The organism is Pantoea sp. NGS-ED-1003 (assembly GCF_000738765.1).
In the GTDB taxonomy this organism is placed as follows: Bacteria; Pseudomonadota; Gammaproteobacteria; order Enterobacterales; family Enterobacteriaceae; genus Pantoea; species Pantoea septica.
Genome location: NZ_JPQA01000004.1, coordinates 250,485 through 267,603 on the forward strand (window position 1 = coordinate 250,485; position 17,119 = coordinate 267,603).

Annotated in this window: 13 protein-coding genes; all 13 read right to left on the reverse strand. The window is 57.6% G+C overall.

Features of this window, described 5'->3' with window-relative positions:
- Positions 1-145 precede the first annotated feature (145 nt).
- Complete coding sequence (gene galE, locus JS46_RS09835; protein ID WP_033750163.1) at positions 146-1,159, reverse strand: UDP-glucose 4-epimerase GalE; 1,014 nt, start codon at positions 1,157-1,159, stop codon at positions 146-148.
- 53 nt (positions 1,160-1,212) lie between these two features.
- A complete protein-coding gene (gene galF / locus JS46_RS09840; protein WP_033750167.1) occupies positions 1,213-2,109 on the reverse strand; it encodes a UTP--glucose-1-phosphate uridylyltransferase GalF in 897 nt (298 codons plus the stop codon).
- A 275-nt stretch (positions 2,110-2,384) separates the two neighbouring features.
- Positions 2,385-3,725 carry an MOP flippase family protein gene (locus tag JS46_RS09845; RefSeq protein WP_033750170.1) on the reverse strand — a complete coding sequence of 447 codons (1,341 nt, stop codon included), beginning with the start codon at positions 3,723-3,725 and terminating at the stop codon, positions 2,385-2,387.
- Positions 3,722-4,945, reverse strand: a complete 1,224-nt coding sequence (locus JS46_RS09850) for a glycosyltransferase (RefSeq protein WP_033750174.1) — start codon at positions 4,943-4,945, stop codon at positions 3,722-3,724. Before JS46_RS09850 ends, JS46_RS09845 begins: the two co-directional genes overlap by 4 nt.
- A 4-nt stretch (positions 4,946-4,949) precedes the next feature.
- Complete coding sequence (wcaK, locus tag JS46_RS09855; RefSeq protein ID WP_033750177.1) at positions 4,950-6,212, reverse strand: colanic acid biosynthesis pyruvyl transferase WcaK; 1,263 nt, start codon at positions 6,210-6,212, stop codon at positions 4,950-4,952.
- A gap of 185 nt (positions 6,213-6,397) precedes the next feature.
- On the reverse strand, positions 6,398-8,608 hold the full coding sequence (locus tag JS46_RS09860) for a phage tailspike protein (protein ID WP_033750179.1): 2,211 nt from the start codon (positions 8,606-8,608) through the stop codon (positions 6,398-6,400).
- A gap of 90 nt (positions 8,609-8,698) precedes the next feature.
- A complete protein-coding gene (locus JS46_RS09865; RefSeq protein WP_033750181.1) occupies positions 8,699-9,733 on the reverse strand; it encodes a glycosyltransferase in 1,035 nt (344 codons plus the stop codon).
- Positions 9,734-9,773: 40 nt separating this feature from the next.
- On the reverse strand, positions 9,774-10,526 hold the full coding sequence (locus tag JS46_RS09870) for a glycosyltransferase family 2 protein (RefSeq protein WP_033750743.1): 753 nt from the start codon (positions 10,524-10,526) through the stop codon (positions 9,774-9,776).
- Between the two features lie 65 nt (positions 10,527-10,591).
- Positions 10,592-11,509, reverse strand: coding sequence for a glycosyltransferase family 2 protein (locus JS46_RS09875; RefSeq protein ID WP_033750183.1), 918 nt, complete (start codon positions 11,507-11,509; stop codon positions 10,592-10,594).
- 84 nt (positions 11,510-11,593) lie between these two features.
- Positions 11,594-12,796: an acyltransferase gene (locus tag JS46_RS09880; RefSeq protein WP_033750185.1), complete on the reverse strand. Its 1,203-nt coding sequence runs from the start codon at positions 12,794-12,796 to the stop codon at positions 11,594-11,596.
- 33 nt (positions 12,797-12,829) lie between these two features.
- Positions 12,830-13,552, reverse strand: coding sequence for an SGNH/GDSL hydrolase family protein (locus JS46_RS09885; RefSeq protein WP_033750188.1), 723 nt, complete (start codon positions 13,550-13,552; stop codon positions 12,830-12,832).
- A gap of 13 nt (positions 13,553-13,565) precedes the next feature.
- Complete coding sequence (locus tag JS46_RS09890) at positions 13,566-14,702, reverse strand: EpsG family protein (RefSeq protein WP_033750190.1); 1,137 nt, start codon at positions 14,700-14,702, stop codon at positions 13,566-13,568.
- Positions 14,703-14,940: 238 nt separating this feature from the next.
- A complete protein-coding gene (wzc, locus tag JS46_RS09895) occupies positions 14,941-17,118 on the reverse strand; it encodes a tyrosine-protein kinase Wzc (protein ID WP_033750193.1) in 2,178 nt (725 codons plus the stop codon).
- Position 17,119: the final 1 nt, after the last annotated feature.

A 17,119-nucleotide genomic window follows, 5' to 3' on the forward strand; every position in this document is an offset into this window, starting at 1 on the left:
CTTTATTGAAATTAATTTAATCAACAAAGTTTTTAAACAAACATCTTATCACTTTGCCTGATAGCGTTAAAGTTTCTGGGTTGATTTCAATATCAAATCCATAAAAAAAGCCTGTCCATAGACAGGCTCATATTCAGCAAGAAAATTATTTAAATCCGTCAGGATTTTTCGACTGCCAGTTCCACGTATCGCGCATCATCTCTTTGATCCCGCGCGTCACGCGCCAGTCCAGCTCTTTATCCGCCAGGCTCGCGTCGGCCCAGAAGGCCGCCAGGTCACCGTCGCGACGCGGTTTGATCTCGTAAGGAATCTGCTTACCGGACGCCGCTTCAAACGCCTTGATCATCTCCAGCACCGAATAGCCTTTACCCGCGCCGAGATTGTAGGCCTTGTAACCTTCAACCTTCGGTAAATGGTCGAGCGCTTTCAGATGCCCTTCCGCCAGGTCGACGACGTGAATGTAGTCGCGCTGACAGGTGCCGTCCGGCGTCGGGTAATCGCCGCCGAACACGCCGAGCTGCGGCAGACGGCCAATCGCTACCTGCGCGATATAGGGCAGCAGGTTGTTGGGAATGCCGGTCGGGTCTTCGCCGATCTCGCCAGACTCGTGCGCGCCGACCGGGTTAAAGTAGCGCAGCGCGATAGCTTTGAATTTCGGTTCGGCGAAGGCGAAATCGCGCATCACGAACTCAATCATCAGCTTGGAGGTGCCGTAAGGGCTGGTCGTGCCGCCAATCGGCGTGGTTTCCACGTAGGGAACCGGCGCGTCGGCGCCGTAGACGGTGGCGGAAGAGCTGAAGATAAAGTTATAGACGCCAGCGGCGCGCATCTCTTCCAGCAGTACCACGGTGCCGGCAACGTTGTTCTCGTAGTACTCCAGTGGCATACGGGTCGACTCCCCTACCGCTTTCAGCGCGGCGAAGTGAATCACCGCCGCGATATCGTTGCTGGCGAACAGATCGCGCAGGCAGGCACGGTCGCGAATATCGCCTTCGACGAAGGTCGCTTTTTTACCTGCCAGCTTCTCAACGCGATTAATCGCCTCGCGCGAGGCGTTGCACAGGTTATCCAGTACTACAACGTCGTCGCCGCGCTGCAATAACGCCAGCACCGTATGCGAGCCGATGTATCCCGCCCCGCCCGTTACCAAAATAGCCATGTGTGCTCCTGTCTAAGCTGCCGCGTCGGTGCGCGGCAAAACGTGAGAAAAGGTTATTTTGCCAGAATTTTCTCAATGGCGGCGCGGAAATCCTGCCCCATGCTGTTGCTGCGCAGGCCGTAAGTAACAAACGCCTGCATATAGCCCAGTTTACGACCGCAGTCGAAGCTGCGACCGGTCAGCAGCGCGGCATCGACCGGCTTCTTCTGGCTCAGGCTGGCGATAGCGTCGGTAAGCTGAATACGGCCCCATGCGCCCGGCTCGGTGCGCTCAAGCTCGCCCCAGATATCAGCAGAGAGCACATAGCGGCCGACTGCAGCCAGATCGGAGTTCAGCGGCGCTGGCTGATCCGGCTTCTCAACGAAATCGGTGATGGTGCTGACGTCGCCCGGGTTATCCAGCGGCTGCTCGGTGGTGATAACGGAGTACTCAGAGAGATCGGCGGTCGGCATATGCTGCGCCAGCACCTGGCTGTGGCCGGTCTCTTCGAAACGCGCCACCATAGCGGCAAGGTTGTAGCGCAGGTGGTCGGCGGTGGAGTCATCCAGCAGCACGTCCGGCAGCACCACCACAAAAGGGTTGTCGCCGATCATCGGGCGGGCGCACAGAATAGAGTGGCCAAGACCCAGCGGCTGCGCCTGACGTACGTTCATAATGGTCACGCCCGGCGGGCAAATTGACTGCACTTCGCTCAGCAGCTGACGTTTTACGCGCGCTTCGAGCAGCGCTTCCAGCTCGTAAGTGGTATCGAAGTGGTTTTCCACCGCATTTTTGGAAGCATGGGTGACCAGCACGATCTCTTTGATGCCTGCAGCAACGCACTCATCAATGATGTATTGAATCATCGGCTTATCAACGACAGGCAGCATCTCTTTTGGAATTGCTTTCGTCGCCGGGAGCATATGCATACCGAGACCCGCAACCGGGATTACTGCTTTAAGCTTGGTCATATTTTTTCCATTTCATGAAGTGAATACGTGCGGTCGATTATGCAGGATCGGCCAGAACTGCAAGTATAATCTTTATCCGAAAAACCGACACTAAATGCCTGTCATCCCTTAGAAATTCATCTTTTTCCCACTGTTCAGGCACGCCATAAAGTGAGCAAACACAAGCGCTAAGCGCCGGGTTAAAACCTGGGTGGGTAACGCCGTTCGGCAAAGGTTAATGCCAGGCTAAAAAAGACTCGGGCGGCACGCTGGCCGCCCGAGAGGAAACGCGTCGATCAGAGCCAGCCTTCGAACCATTCCGGCTTAACGAACAGGTTAAAATGGTTTACCAGCGCGATGACCGCGATAAATATCGCCGACACCGACACCCACTGGCGCGCATAGGGCATAAAGCGAATGCCAATCACCGGCTTGATAAAGAACGGATGCGCGAAGGCGGAGATCAACACCTGCGAGATCGACAGCGTCAGCGCCACATAGAGCACGTTTGGCCAGATAAAGGTGGTCGCCAGCACCGCCAGCACCACCAGACTCGCCACCACATTCCAGTAGAACTCGACGCTGGTGCGCCCGTTGGCTTGCGAAATCGCGCCGGTCAGCCCGCCCATCGGCCGCAGCATGCCGAACAGCAGCATCAGCGGGATCAGATGGTAGACCTGCTCGTGCGACGCCCCATACAGCACGCGCACAATTACCGGCGAGAGAATGCCGATGGCGAGGTACATCGCGCTGCTGAACAACATGATGACGAAGGTGCCCTTCAGGAACAGTTTTTTCAGCTGCTCTGGATCCTGCTGCTTCTCGGCGAAGCGCGGCAGCGCCAGGCGGTTAATCACCGGCGACACCAGCTTGAGCGGCTGAAGGATCAGCTCTTTCGCCAGCGAGTAGATGCCGAGCATCTCGGCGCCCATCACTTTGCCGACAATCAGGGCATCCGCCTGGGTACGCAGCTGGTTAATGGTCTGCGAGCCGAGCTGATAGATGCCGTAGCGCACCGCGCTGACAAAGGTGGCTTTGTCAAACTCTCGGGTCGGCCGCCACGACTTCTCGCCGAAGGCGATCAGGCAGAGGATGCGGGTAAAGGCGTTGATAAACAGGCCGAGGATCGCCGCAGCGACCGTCAGCGAGGTAAAGTAAAGCATGGCCACGGTGCAGGCGAACGCAAACAGCTTGGTCGCCATCTCGATTTTCGCCAGCAGCACCATGCGTTTGGTTTTGATGTAGTGCGCCTGATACTGCGACAGATGCCCCAGCACGAGGAAGTTGAGGCTGGTGAGCATAATCAGCCCCACCAGCTCCGGCAGGTGATAGAACCAGGCGATGGGATACGCGACGCCAATCAGGATCAGACCGGTTACCAGGCTCAGCGAAACGTTGACCCAGTAAATGGTGCTCTGCTCGCGTCGGCTAATCTCCTGGCGATGCACGATATAGCTGCTCATCCCCATATCCTGCAGCACGGTGGCGACCGCCAGAATAGCATTAACGATCGCCAGCAGCCCCAGCTCGTGCGCCTCCAGCTTGCGCGCCAGCACGCTAAGCTGCAGCACCTGCAGCACTGCGGCAAAACAGGTACTGCCAAACAGCCATATCGCCTGTTTTTTCAAACCACTCACGCCAGCTGCTCCAGTAGCCTCGCCAGCTCGCCGTAGGCGATATGTTGGTTAAATTCCGTTTCGACCTTGCGGCGCGCCGCCGCAACGACCGGCGCGACGTCGATATCGCCCTGAGAGAGCCTGAAGAGCGTATCGGCCAGCGCCTCGGCGTCGTTTTCCGGCACCAGCCAGCCTGAAACGTTGTTCTCAATCAGCTCTGGAATGCCGCTGTGGAAGGTGGATACCACCGGCAGCCCCACCGCCATCGCCTCCATTAGCGCGACCGGAATGCCTTCCATATCGCCATCGGCGGCGGTTTTTGACGGCAGCAGGAAGATATCCGCCTCGCTCAGGGCGGCGCGGATCTCCTCCTGCGGCTTAAAGCCCGGCATGCTGACGCAATCCTCCAGACCGGCGTTGGCGATATGCTCGCGCATCATCTCATCCTGATCGCCGTTGCCGATAATGGTGAACTCAAACTGGCCGCCGCGCTGCTTCAGGAGTTCGCTGGCCTTCACCGCTACGTCGAGCCCCTTCTTCTCAGTGAGACGCGCCACGGAAACAATGCGCAGCGGCGAGTGAAACGCCTGGCGCGGCTCGAAATTGAACTTCTCCGGCTCTATGCCCATGCGCGTAACGTGGATCTTCTCCGGCGGGCAGCCCATCTCAATCAGCTTGCGCTCCCACAGATGGCTAATCGGCAGCAGCAGCTCGCTCTGTTCGAACAGATTAACGTAGTCCTGCTTATGCTCTTCCAGGATATGGCGACGCGAAATATCCGCGCCGTGAAACACCGTCGCCTGTTTGCCTACCAGCACGCCGAGTTCGCGCAGCTTATTGGCCAACGCGCCCGCGTAGCCGAAATGCACCAGGAACACGTCAGCGGTATAGGGCTGGCGTGTATTCGCTACGATAGAGGGCAACAGCAGCTTGCTGGACTGCGCGCCGTAGCGACGCACGTTCAGCGAGCGGATCAGCGCCGGTTTCGCCACTTTCGGCAGCACCAGCTTCAGGCGCTGGTTGAGCTTGTCGAGGTTCGAGACCTTCTCTTCCGGCAGCAGATAGTGGGTGCGCGCCGCCAGCTGATATTCGTCGAAGGCTGCATGACGGTTCACCAGATCGCCCGGGAACACGGAGATAATCTCGACGTCGTAGCCGGCGTCGATAAAATGGGTCACCTGGTTCAGCACGAAGGTCTCAGAGGCGACCGGGAAACGCATGGTGAAAAAAGTCAGTTTCATAGCATTACCCCAATACGTTGAGGATCTCTTCTGTGATCCGGTTACCGACTTCGCGCTCATGCGCAACCGCCGTATCGACCTGCTGCTTGATGGCGTCGTAATTCGCCAGCACCTCTTTTACTTTGCCGATCAGCGAGCCGTCCATCAGGCTCTTCACGTCGGTCGCCATTTGCGGCAGACCGAGCTGATTCATGACGCCCATCGACTTGTGTTCATAGTTGATAGCCACAGCGGGCGTGCCGAAGTTCATGGAGATAATGGCAGAGTGCAGGCGCGTGCCGATAGTGAGATGGCAGCGGCTCAGCAGAATGCCCAGCTCCAGGTCGTTGAACTCATCCATGATGACGTGGTAGTTCTCCGGACGCTCGACGCTGTCGCGCAGGGTCAGCGCCACCATGCGATCGTCTTTGGCATAGCTGTCGATGCCGGTGCAGGTGGAGAAGGCGACCACCTGATAGCCTTCGGCGATCATCGCGTTGATCACGCGGCCAAAGGCGGCTTCATACTCTTGCTGCGTCACGCCAAGGCGCTTGTCGAACGGCGCCAGCTCGCGCACGGTAATGGCGATGGTTTTGCGGCTGCTGATGATGTTTTGCCAGTGCAGCAGGTTATGGCTCGGCTGCTCGACGCTGCGCGCGCGCACCAGAAAGGCGGTGTCGACGCCCGGCGCGACTTTCCGCGTGGTGACGCCATCTTTTTTCATCAGGTCGAGGCTGACCGACTCGCGCAGCACCAGGCTGTCGACGCGGTCAAAAACAAAGTTCGCCAGCGCGTTGACGCGCGGGTTCTGAAAAGGGCCGACCGAGTGGCCGATCAGATAGATCGGCTTTTTCGCCATCAGGGCGCAGAGCGCATGGTCGAACTGCGTCACGCCGTAAAGATCGACGAAGAAAGAGCCGCCGACCTGGATAATGGCGTCGTACTGCTTCAGGCTGTCGGCGAAAGTTTGCAGATGTGCCGGTACGCCAAAGGATTTAAACAGGCCGCCTTTACCCAGATGCGCCATCATAATGTTCGGCATCAGTCGGTTGGCGACCTTGCGCTTTACCGTGCCGATCAGTCCCTTCGCCGCCTTGCTGTTGTGCAAAAACAGCGAGTCCTGCTGAATGTCCTGCTGGAGCAAATACCCAGAGCTCGTTGGATAACGGCTGATCGCGTCAATCTCTATATCACTGCGGGCGGCATGTATTGAATCGATCAGCCCGCGGAGAATCGCGCCATCCCCGCGATTCCCACACGTGTGGTTACCCACCAATAAAATTTTCATCAACAACTCCGAAAAATTCTTTTAATTTTTTACCCGACCGTTACCGCTGCGATGCGTCGGATAAACAAGCCGCCCTGTCCTGACGGGCAAAGTAAACTCTGCGTTCAAAAAAAAACCAATATGCTAGCTAAAAAAGGCTCCAGAGGATGCTGCTCGCGCGCCTCCCTGCGCGCGATAAACGGTTATTAGCCCTTCACGGCGAAATAGGGCACGGCGCACTGTTCGCCGTTAATCACCATTGAGATAAAGCCTTTCGGCTTGCTGGTGTCCACCTGCTCAGCGTTAAGCGCGCGCGACGCCAGCAGCAGATCGCCCTGCTCGTTGCCGCCGATGCCCGCCTTGCCGTTATGCAGGCTAAAGCGCTGCGGCGCCGCCACGTTGCCGGACGGCGGCGCAGCTTTCTCCATGCTGGCGCTGACGCGCGCGCAGCGGCCGGTGGCGAAGCGATCTTTGCTGGTGGTCTTCATCAGCACCACCGCAGACGGCGTCCAGCCCGCCAGCTTCACGAAGATACGCACTTCGCTGTCGTTGGCGGCGACGTAGCGCACTTCGACGACCGGGCTGCTACCCTCCGCCGACCAGCTCGCTTCCGCCTTGCTCTTCTTACGCTGCACCTGGATGACCGCGCGGCCGCCGGTGGAGCGATCGGCGATCGGATTCATCAGCGGCTGGCTGGTGCTGCCGTTGCTGAACTCCGACTGGCCGAAGATTTCGATCTCCCAGGCGTCGCCGACAGAGGGCGAATAGAGCGTGCCCAGCTCAAACCACGTCTGCTGGTCGCTGTTGTTCTCCAGCCGCCAGCGCGAGGTGATGTAGTTGTATTTCAGGCTGCCGTCGATGGCGACGCCGTAAGACTCTACGCGCGTCGATCCCATCTCCCAGACATTGAGCCAGCGCTCGCCCTGATCGGAGTTATCGATCCAGCTACCGGACTGTAGATTGGTCTGGCGCATATTGAGGCGCGAGTTGTGCGCAATCAGCGGGTTTTTGCAATCTTCCAGGCTCAGGGCATCGACGATCCACTGACCGTTGGAGATGTCGCCCGGATGATCGCAGTGCTCGATCCAGCCATTATGAATAATCGACTGGCTGCAGCGCGGCAGGTTTAGCACCATGCCGCCGCGGCAGTTCTGCGCGTTGAAGTTGGAGAGCTCGATAGCGGTGCTGTGATCCCAAGCGCCCGCCTTGCGGCCCGACCAGCCCGCTTTTATCACGTCGCCGGTGCAGCGCGAGGCGTACCACTGGTCGATTTTGCAGTCGAGCGTATCCAGCAGGCTGAGCGCGGTGCCGCCCACCGCGTTAAAGCGCAGACAGGCGCCGCGGAAGAACTGGCCGCCGTCGCAGGTGTTGCGGAACAGCCCCTGTTTATTGGGACGCTTGTCGCTGTTGCCGTTGAAGATCAGGTTAGAGATCTCGACCCAGCGCGCGTTGACGTCGAAGACGAACTCCGACTGGCCGTCGGAGACGATGGTGGTGGCCGGGAAGTAGCCGAAGTTGACCATCGCGCCGGAAATGCGGAAAAAGCGGCGCCCTTCGCTGCCGAAATCGCAGGCGGAAACGAAGAAGGTGCCGGCGGGAAACTGCACGCAGATAGGCTGCTGCGCCTGTTCCGACCACTGGTACATCGCTTTGATGGCGGGCGCGGCGTCGGTTTTGCCGTCGGCGATGGCGCCGAAGTCGAACAGCGACAGGCGGTTAAAATCGTCCACCACGCGGCGCCAGTGAAAGCCCTCGCCGGCGAAGTTCACGCCGCCGTCGTCTTTCGCGCTCTGGAAGCTGCCGACAAACTCGCCGCCGCCCATTTCCAGCCCTTCATGCCAGCTTTTCAGCTTGATTTTCGCCCCTTCGAACAGCGGGCGGGTTTTGCGCAGCTCTTCAACCGAGGCGATCTCGCCAATCAGCTGATACCCGCCCGGCTGCGCCAGACGCTGGCTGAACGCCGCCTGGCCCGGTCGGTTGACGTCGGGAATGTTAAACAGCGTGTTGCCGTCTTTGTCTTTCACCGTCATTGAGTGCGACGGATCGGCGATCAGCGCGGCGTTGTCGTGAACGAAGCGGGCAAAGCTGCCTTTGTTGAGCGCGATCGGCTGGGTGATTTGCGCCAGCTTGCCGCTGTCGTCGCGCAGAAAAACCGGGATCTGGTTGCCGGCCTGGCTGGCGTCGCTGCCCGCCTTGCCGATCCAGAGTTGCCCTTCGAAGCCCTGCCAGAACTGCGGCGGCATGGCGTAGAGGTTCTCCGGCGTCAGAATCGGCACGTCGCCTTTCGGCACCGCCGCCGGGTCGACCGCTTTCAGGGCGACGCCGCTGGTTTTCGCGGCGTGGCTGGAGAACGCACTGACGGAGAGTGCGGCAACAATGGAGGAGGCTGCGCTCTGCAAGACTTCTCTTCTTTTCATGCATCTAATCCCGTAGTCGATGGGGCCGCGCAATGGGCCATAACAGTGTCCCCTGAGGCACGTTGCAATCAGGCCCGTCCCTTGCCGCTGTTAAACCAGCGCCAGCCAGCTCTGCTTAATCTGCTTACCGTCGAATTTCAGCGCGGTAATTTTTGTTTTCTGACTCATGGCGTAGAAAAGCGCGTCGTCGCTGGCGAGCTGATCCATGCGCGCCAGGAAGGTCGCTTTGTCGTTCATCGGCACCAGGAAGCCATCTTCGCCCTGGTTGATAATCTCCTGCGGGCCGGTCGGGCAGTCATAGGCCACCACCGGCAGCGACCAGGATTTGGCTTCGAGCAGCACCAGCGGCAGTCCTTCATAGCGCGAGGTCATCAGCGCCATATCGCTGTCGCGGTAGTAGTCGTTGATATTGCTGACGCGGCCAACGAAGTTAACGCTGCCGGTGATGCCGAGCGCCGCCGCCTGATCTTCCAGCTGCTGGCGCAGCTCGCCGTCGCCGGCGATCACCAGCGTCCACTCCGGATGGGTTTGCGCGAAGTCGCGCCAGATATCGAGCAGCAGATCGAACCCTTTCTGGTGATCGAGGCGGCCCACCGCCAGCGCCTGACGGCTGCGCGAGGTGCGCTCAAAGGCTTTGTACACCACTGGATTGGGGATTTGCTTGCTCGGAATGCGCCAGCGGGAGAAGACCTGATGGTCTTTGTCGGTCAGGACGATGACCTGATCGTAGTAGCGCAGCAGCAGGTACTTGAGGAGTTTGATCGGCTTGCTGAAGGAGTTGATGGCGATATGTTCGCAGGCATAGGCCTTGAAGCGTTTTTTCTTGCCGGAGAGCAGGCTCCAGAAAGCGAACATCACGCTCAGACGCCCCATGCTGATCAGAAATACGCTGTCGACCTCTTCGCTGTGAATGCGTCTGACAATGCTTTTGATCGGATTGCTGTGTCCCTCGAAGCTGACGATCTCTTTGACGTGCTCAAAGGGATAGAAGGTTTTACCGCTGCCTTCCAGCGAATAGATGGTGACGTCGTGCGTTTCGCCCAGACACTCGGACATAAAGTTGCAGATGTTCTCAGTGCCGGCATACGAATAGGCATCTTTGATCACCAGGACGATTTTTTTCATTTAACGCTACCCACCTCAAAAGAGTAAAAAGACAATCCTGTTATCGATGCTTAAGGGTAAACAGTACGCCGTTCACCATATACCAGCCGTAATAGTAATAGATTTTTAAAGGATTGTTTTTATAGATAATTCTTAATAATTCCAGGTGCCACTTCGCCGCTTTATTCTTGTTGCGCGAAAGGGAATCGCCTAATTCGTAATAGTTGACGAGAATGCTCTGAATCACGCGCGCCTGTTTGTAGCGGGTGAAGAGTTCATAGAGGAACAGGAAGTCCTCGTGCCCTTTACGCTGGAAGAAAATCCCCTGCGGCGGACGGCGGAAGCAGACTGAGGAGAAACAGACGCGATACTGCTTCTTCACGAAGTTTTCCTGCTGAAGGTAAGGTTTGCTGTAGGTGATGTCGTGATCGGCGTTTTTGGTTTTGTAGTGATATTCGGTGATCACGAAATCGTCGCCTGAGGCGATGGCGGCCGCCTGCTGCGCCAGCTTGTCGACGTGCCATTCGTCGTCGCTGTCGAGGAAGGCGATAATCTCCTCTTTCGCCGCGCGCAGCCCGACGTTACGGGTCTCCGCCGCGCCGAGGTTTACCTCGTTGTCGAGAATGGTAATGCGCGGATCGTTACAGTGCTCGCGCACCAGCGCCAGCGAATCATCGGTAGATTTGTCGTTGATCAGGTAAAGGTGCCAGTCCGGCCAGGTCTGGTTCATTACCGACTGCACGGCGCGCAAAACCGTCTGGCGTGCGTTATACATCGGCATCACAATGCCTACGGTGCCAACATGATTCGTCATATTCATACCTGAATAAAAAAGTGTCGTTCCGGGAAAACGCTCCCGCGTCGGGGAGCAAGAAAGAGTCAGGAAACCGCTTTTTCACCGCCCAGCCGCGCCCTTAACTTGTCTTTCACGCGGTTAAGGAAGTAGGACTGGTTGTCTTTGTTGGTGAGAAAGAAGTAGCGCGCGAAGGTCAGGCTCGCCATCAGCGACTTGCCGTCCATTTTGTAGCGCAGCGGCAGCTTAAACGCCTTGTAGGTGTCGATATCGCGCGCGGTCAGGTGCGGCTTCATGGCATCCAGCCAGAAAAGCGAATATTTCACCGATTCGCCTTTATGCTTGGATCCAAATTTCGTCACCAGATGGTAGGTGGCGAGCGGGCGCGCGATCATCACGAACTCATAGCCGAGACGATCGGCGCGAATGCAGAAGTCGTAATCCTGATGGCGGATATAGCGCGTATCAAACTGGATGCGCGCGGCATCCTCGCGCTTCAGCACGATGGTGCTGGTCTGGATAAAGCCGTAGCAGCCGAAAAGATACTCCGCCACGGTTTCGTTTTTGCCTGGCGTTTGCATCGGCATCACCTTCAGGAAGCTGCCGTCCTGATAGATGTTCACCTGGCTGTAGATCACGAACTTGCTTTTGCCCTGCGCTTCCAGCTCCTGGATTTTACGGCTGGTCTCCAGCAGTTTGTCGGCGTGCCACTCGTCGTCCGCGTCGAGAAAGGCGATGTAGTCCCCTGTCGCCAGCTCAATGCCTTTATTGCGCGCGCCTGCGCCGTTCAGTTTCACCTCAGAGAGCACCAGGTTAATGCCCAGATCCTGATAGCGCTCGCTGTTGACTACCTCCGCCAGCGCCGCCGCATCGGCGGATTTATCGTCAACGATAATCACTTCGAAATTGCGGTAGCTCTGCGCCTTGACGCAATCCAGCGTCGCGACGATCGACTGCGACGCGTTATACGCGGGGATTACAATGGAGAAACGAATGTCCTTCATGCCAGTACCTCTTAAAAACAGGGCTGAAATCGATAAAAAAACGCGCTGCGTGCCGCACGGCGGCGCCGGACGCAGCCGTGATAATCAGTAAGGGTTACCGGTGCGATCCTGCTTGGTGGGCGCAACCTCGGCCGCTACCTTCTTCTTGTTGCTGCTGCCGATAAAGGGCTTTTCAACATAGAGATAGGTCATCTTCGCCACGTAGAACGACAGCACGAAGAACAGCGTGGAGATCAGGGTGTAGACCACCATGTTATGCGGCACCATGCTGAGCGGGATCTGCTTAATGAAGTAGAGCACCACGCCGTGGATCAGATAGAGGCTATAGCTCACCTCGCCGATCGACATCAGGGTTTTGTTCTCCAGCATGCCCAGCAGGCTGTTGCCGCTGCTCACTACGAAGAAGATCGCCGTCAGGCAGCAGAGGAACACCAGATACCAGAAGGCGTTGCTGGTGAAGGCGAGCGCGAAAATCGCCAGCAGGATGCAGACCACGCCCGCGATACGCGACTGTTTAAACACCGCCAGCCGGTCGCGCCAGGTATAGGCGAAGTAGCCCATCGCAAAGCCCAGCACCGGACGCGGGTCGGTATAGGTTTTGCCCCACAGGCGCAGCGCCACGGCGACGCAGAAAATCGCGCCGATGGAGCCGAGGATCAGCAGGGTTTTGTACTTGCCGCTGGTGGCACGGTTCACCACGAAAATCAGCGGGATAGAGAGATAGAGCAGCCACTCCAGACGCAGCGTCCACTCCACGCCAGCGTTGACGTCGGCGGTGAGAAAGTCGCCCATATGATAGCTGCCGACGAACAGCAGCCAGAGCACGGCGTCGGTTATGCTGTGCGCGTTGATATGCAAACCGCCCTGCGCCAGGCCGACCAGAATGATCACCAGCCCGGAGAACCAGAACATCGGCACGATGCGGCGCACGCGCGACTTCAGCAACTTCCAGGTGAGCTGGCTCGCCGGCATGCCGTCGTTGTCCAGCCAGCGATAGAACAGAAACGCCGAGATCATAAAGAACAGCAGCACGCCGAACTTGCCGGCGTTGACGAAAAAGTTGCCTTCGGAGAACCAGACGAAATAGTCCTTATCGAAGATCCAGTTGCCGTCCAGCGAGTAGAGATAGTGCACCAGATGGGAAAAGGCGACGATGCTGGCCAGCAGCGCGCGCAGACCGGAGATGCTTTTGATGCCGCTGCCGTTGTAGACGCCTTTATGGAACCCGGTCGCGCGCAGAAAGAGCAGCGCCAGACAGAACGACACCACCATGATTAATACGTACATGACAACTCCTGAAGCCACAGAGTGAGGTTGGGTTTAGCTGCCGGGCTGCGACAGCTGTTTACCGAAGTTGGCATTGATGACGTCAAAGGTCTGCTGCGCTTTCAGCTTATAAAGGGATTCGGACGGATGGATACAATCCGCCGACATGCCGCTCTGCCAGTCGCGCTGCGCCTTAATGGCCGTCCACTGCTTCACGACAGGCACCCCTTCCGCCTTCGCGACCTCATTGAGCTGATAGACGTAGGGCCAGACGTTCCAGCGCTCGACTTTGCCGCAGATGGGATTCGGCTCCTGCAGCACCACCAGCTTGTTGTGCGCCTTCGCCTCTTTGACCAGCGCGGTCATAATGCGGCCATACTCTTCCGGACTTTCCAGATGGGCGTTCTTGTCTTTAAAAAAGTAGTGACGCGCATCGTTGATGGCATAGTTGAGCAGGATAAGCTGCGCGCTGGAGTTCGCCATGCGCTCGCTCCAGCCGCTGGGATCGTCCTTGCCCTTGTTGTAGAGCAGTTCCGCCGCCTGCGCGCCCGGCACGCCGTGGTTTTTCACCTCGATAGCGTCGCCATATTTGCTTTGCAGCATTTTTTGCAGCCAGGCCATCTCATTACCCGGCGCGATGATGTTTTTTCCACCGGAGGACATCACGCCCGCCGTGGTGGAGTCGCCGTAGGCGTCGATAATAAAGGGGCCACGTTCGGCGGCCTGCGCGAAGCAGGCGGCCGAAAGGATGGCTGCAGCAATAAGTGATTTAGTCATGTTACCTCCCCGGTTAATGGAACAGCTTGAATTCCTGAGCAACTTCATAGCCGACAACGGCCTGCTTCAGAGAAATCGTGTTGTAGTAGAGGTAATAGACAAGGAAGAACGCGAACATCGCGAACATAGCCGGCTTGAGTATCGGGCGAACCTGATACACCAGCGAGGCCAGAATAATCGGCTCGACCTGCAACAGATAGTTGGAGAGGCGCGCGCCCGACGAATAGTTATAGAAGAAGATACGGATGCCGCCGCCGATGGCGAAGGTCAGCACCAGCAGGTAGTTAAGGCGATACTGCTGGTAGTTATATTTTTTAATCTCGTTGCTCAGCAGGAAGTAGACGAAGATAAACACCAGCATGATGTTTTTCAGGTTCGACACCGAGAAGATGCTGCCTTCGCCCGCGTTGGAGGTTTCGTTGCTGTAGCCTTCCGCCCTCTCCCCCAGCGATCCCATGTGCGCCGAGATCAGCGAGATAAAGCTGGTGCCACCGACTTTCGAGGCGGGAATGCTTAGCAGGATGATCGCCACCGGCCACCAGCGCGAGTCGCGGATAAACAGGAACGGCACGATGGTCACCACCATTACCGCGGTGTTGTGGCTGAAAAACGACAGCAGGGTAAAGGCGAGCGCCATCCAGTAACGCTTCAGGTAGATATACCAGATCACGCCGAGGAACAGCGCCGAGCTCAGGCCGAAGCGGATCTGGTTCATATCTTTGTTGATAAAGATATGCGCCGAATAGAGCGCCAGCGCCAGGATCGGATAAGGCGACATCTTCTTAAAGAAGACCGCGTTAACCGCCACCGCCAGCAGGCAGAAGATAAACAGGAAAATGTCGGCGTTGTGCGATACCAGGCTGGTGAGATACGCCAGCACGAAAATCAGCGGTTCATAGCGGAAAAACGCCACGGTTTCGGCGAAGCCGTTCACCTGAATGCGGTTGATAAAGTCGGCGAAAAAGCTGCGGTACTGATAATCATCCATGCCGGTGCCGAGGCCGCGGATACCGCCGAACACCACCAGCGTCGCTGCGGCGATGCAAAGCAGATAAGTCAGGATGTGCGTGGTGCGTTCGTCTTTTTTCAGCAGGATTTCTACGATGGAAATCAGCAGCAGAAACCCTGATATATACCAATATGGAGCCATGGTGTGATTCCTTAATTCCACACGTTGCCAGCTGACAGGCGTTTACGCTTTCTGCGTAAAGCCGCGCCTGAAGGCGCCTGCCTGTTGCTGAACCATTCTGTTATGGGCGCCCGCCCGGTTATGCGTGTTATGCGTGGCGTCTGGCGCGAAACACAGAATCACCTGTGTACATCGTTGCGTGTCGTCTTTAACAGACGATAAAAAGGGGCGGTCTTGCCGCCCCGTTAATCGTCAAAGTTTAGCTTTTGGTCGGCTTGCCATATTCGTAGTCGTAATAGTCGTAGCCATAACCGTAGGCATTGGCGGCTTTACGCACCACGGCGTTCAGAATGACGCCTTTGATCTCGATGCCGTTTTGCGCGAAGCGCTTGAAGCTGACGTCGATCTCTTTCGCGGTGTTGGTCTCAAAGCGCGCCACCATCAGCGAGGTGCCAGCCAGCTTGCCGATAATCGAGGCGTCGGTAACGGCCAGAATCGGCGGCGTATCGATCAGCACCAGGTCGTAGTTCTTGCTCGCCCAGTCCAGCAGCTCACCCATGCGGCGGTGCATCAGCAGCTCCGACGGGTTCGGCGGCACCTGACCGCGCGGCAGGAAGTCGAAGCCGTACGGACCGCGCTGAATCATCGCCGGGCTGAACTCGGTTTTGCCGGAGAGCACGTTAGAGAGACCAGACTTGTTATCCGCGCCGATCAGGTCGTGGGTATAGCCGCGACGCATATCGCCGTCGATGAACAGCACGCGCTGACCCGCTTTCGCCACCAGCGTCGCCAGGTTGGCGCAGATAAAGGTTTTACCAATGCCTGGGCTCGCGCCGGTGATCATCAGGATATTGTTTTTCGCTTCCATCATCGCGAAGTGCAGGCTGGTACGCAGGCTACGGATCGCTTCGATAGAGAGGTCGGTCGGGTTGCCCAGCGCCAGCAGCGTTTCGTGCGGGTCGGTCTTCACTTTATGACCGCGACGCGCCAGCGCTTCGGTGTCTTTCTTACGCTGCCATTCAGAGAGCGGCACGCTCGCATAGACGTTCATACCCAGCTCTTCCAGCTGTTCCGGGTTCTCGATGCCGTGATGCAGCAGCGCCTTCAGCAGCACCAGACCTACAGAGATGACCAGACCAAGCAGCAGGCTGGCGGCGATGATCAGCGTTTTCTTCGGCGCGACCGGCGCATTAGCCGTTTCCGCGTTATCGATGATACGCACGTCGCCGACGGTGCTGGCTTTACTGATGCCCAGCTCTTGCTGACGGTTCAGCAGCTGCATGTAGATCTCCTGACCCGCCTGTACGTCGCGGGTCAGACGCAGGATCTCTTGCTGCGTCTGCGGCATCTGAGAGATTTTCTTGTTCAGCTGCGCCTGTTCGCCTTCCAGCGTTTTGCGTTTTTCCAGCAGTGCGCGGTAGGTCGGGTGGTCTTTGGTGAACAGCTGCGACACTTCAGCTTCGCGGAAGGTCAGCTCGTTCAGCTGGCTCTGCACGCTGACGGAGGAGTCGAGCGCCGATTTCGCTTCCAGCGACATATCGACCGATTCGTTCTGACGACGGAACGCGTTCAGCTTGTTCTCAGCGTCGTCCAGCTTGGCGCGCACCTGCGGCAGCTGGTTGCGCAGGAACTCGAGGCTCTTCTCAGCCTGCTCGGATTTGCGCTCGACGTTTTGCAGCAGATAGTTGTTGACGATCTGGTTCAGCACCTGGCTGATGTGCTCCGGATCTTCACCCACATACTGCAGACCCAGCACGCCGGTGTCTTTGCCTTTATCGGCGACGGTCAGGTTCGCCAGCACGGAGTTGATCGCCTGCAGCTCGTTCAGCTTGGTGACGGTGAAGCTGGTGCCCTCTTCCGCCTGAATGCCGCTGACCAGCATGGTGATTTCGCCGTGCTGCTCCAGACGACCTACCTGGCCTTTAAACAGCTCGTCGCCATCTTTGGTCACGGTATAGGTTGTCGGGCTGTTAACTTCCAGCTCAACGCTGCGCTTGTCGACAGTGCGCGGGATATCCAGACGGGAGATGGCGATCTGCGCCGGTTTGTTGCCCATCAGGCGCGACAGGCCTTTACCGATAATCGGGAAGTACTTCTGCTCGACCACGGTATCCAGACCGAGATCGCTCACGGTCTTGCCGATGACCATGCGCGATTCCAGGATCTGAATCTCGGTATCCGACTCCGGCGTCGCCGGCATCAGGGTTTGCAGATCCGAAAGCACGGAGCTGCTGTTTTTCTGCTCAACCTGCACCATGGCGTCGGCGCTGTAAATCGGCGTTGCAAAGAGTGTGTAGAGCGTTCCCACCAGCATAAAGAAGGCGGTTACGGCGACAATGATCCAGCGATGATCGATCAGCTGTCCCAAAAGGTGGCCAAGATCGAATCCCGTCGACTCCTCTCTTGGCGCGGTCATAACCTTATTTTTAATATTCATG

What these genes read in the sequence shown, in the direction of transcription:
- galE (WP_033750163.1), bottom strand. Translation starts at nt 1,159, where the DNA reads ATGGCTATTTTGGTAACGGGCGGGGCGGGATACATCGGCTCGCATACG.
- galF (WP_033750167.1), bottom strand. Translation starts at nt 2,109, where the DNA reads ATGACCAAGCTTAAAGCAGTAATCCCGGTTGCGGGTCTCGGTATGCAT.
- JS46_RS09850 (WP_033750174.1), bottom strand. Translation starts at nt 4,945, where the DNA reads ATGAAACTGACTTTTTTCACCATGCGTTTCCCGGTCGCCTCTGAGACC.
- wcaK (WP_033750177.1), bottom strand. Translation starts at nt 6,212, where the DNA reads ATGAAAATTTTATTGGTGGGTAACCACACGTGTGGGAATCGCGGGGAT.
- JS46_RS09860 (WP_033750179.1), bottom strand. Translation starts at nt 8,608, where the DNA reads ATGAAAAGAAGAGAAGTCTTGCAGAGCGCAGCCTCCTCCATTGTTGCC.
- JS46_RS09865 (WP_033750181.1), bottom strand. Translation starts at nt 9,733, where the DNA reads ATGAAAAAAATCGTCCTGGTGATCAAAGATGCCTATTCGTATGCCGGC.
- JS46_RS09870 (WP_033750743.1), bottom strand. Translation starts at nt 10,526, where the DNA reads ATGACGAATCATGTTGGCACCGTAGGCATTGTGATGCCGATGTATAAC.
- JS46_RS09875 (WP_033750183.1), bottom strand. Translation starts at nt 11,509, where the DNA reads ATGAAGGACATTCGTTTCTCCATTGTAATCCCCGCGTATAACGCGTCG.
- JS46_RS09880 (WP_033750185.1), bottom strand. Translation starts at nt 12,796, where the DNA reads ATGTACGTATTAATCATGGTGGTGTCGTTCTGTCTGGCGCTGCTCTTT.
- JS46_RS09885 (WP_033750188.1), bottom strand. Translation starts at nt 13,552, where the DNA reads ATGACTAAATCACTTATTGCTGCAGCCATCCTTTCGGCCGCCTGCTTC.
- JS46_RS09890 (WP_033750190.1), bottom strand. Translation starts at nt 14,702, where the DNA reads ATGGCTCCATATTGGTATATATCAGGGTTTCTGCTGCTGATTTCCATC.
- wzc (WP_033750193.1), bottom strand. Translation starts at nt 17,118, where the DNA reads ATGAATATTAAAAATAAGGTTATGACCGCGCCAAGAGAGGAGTCGACG.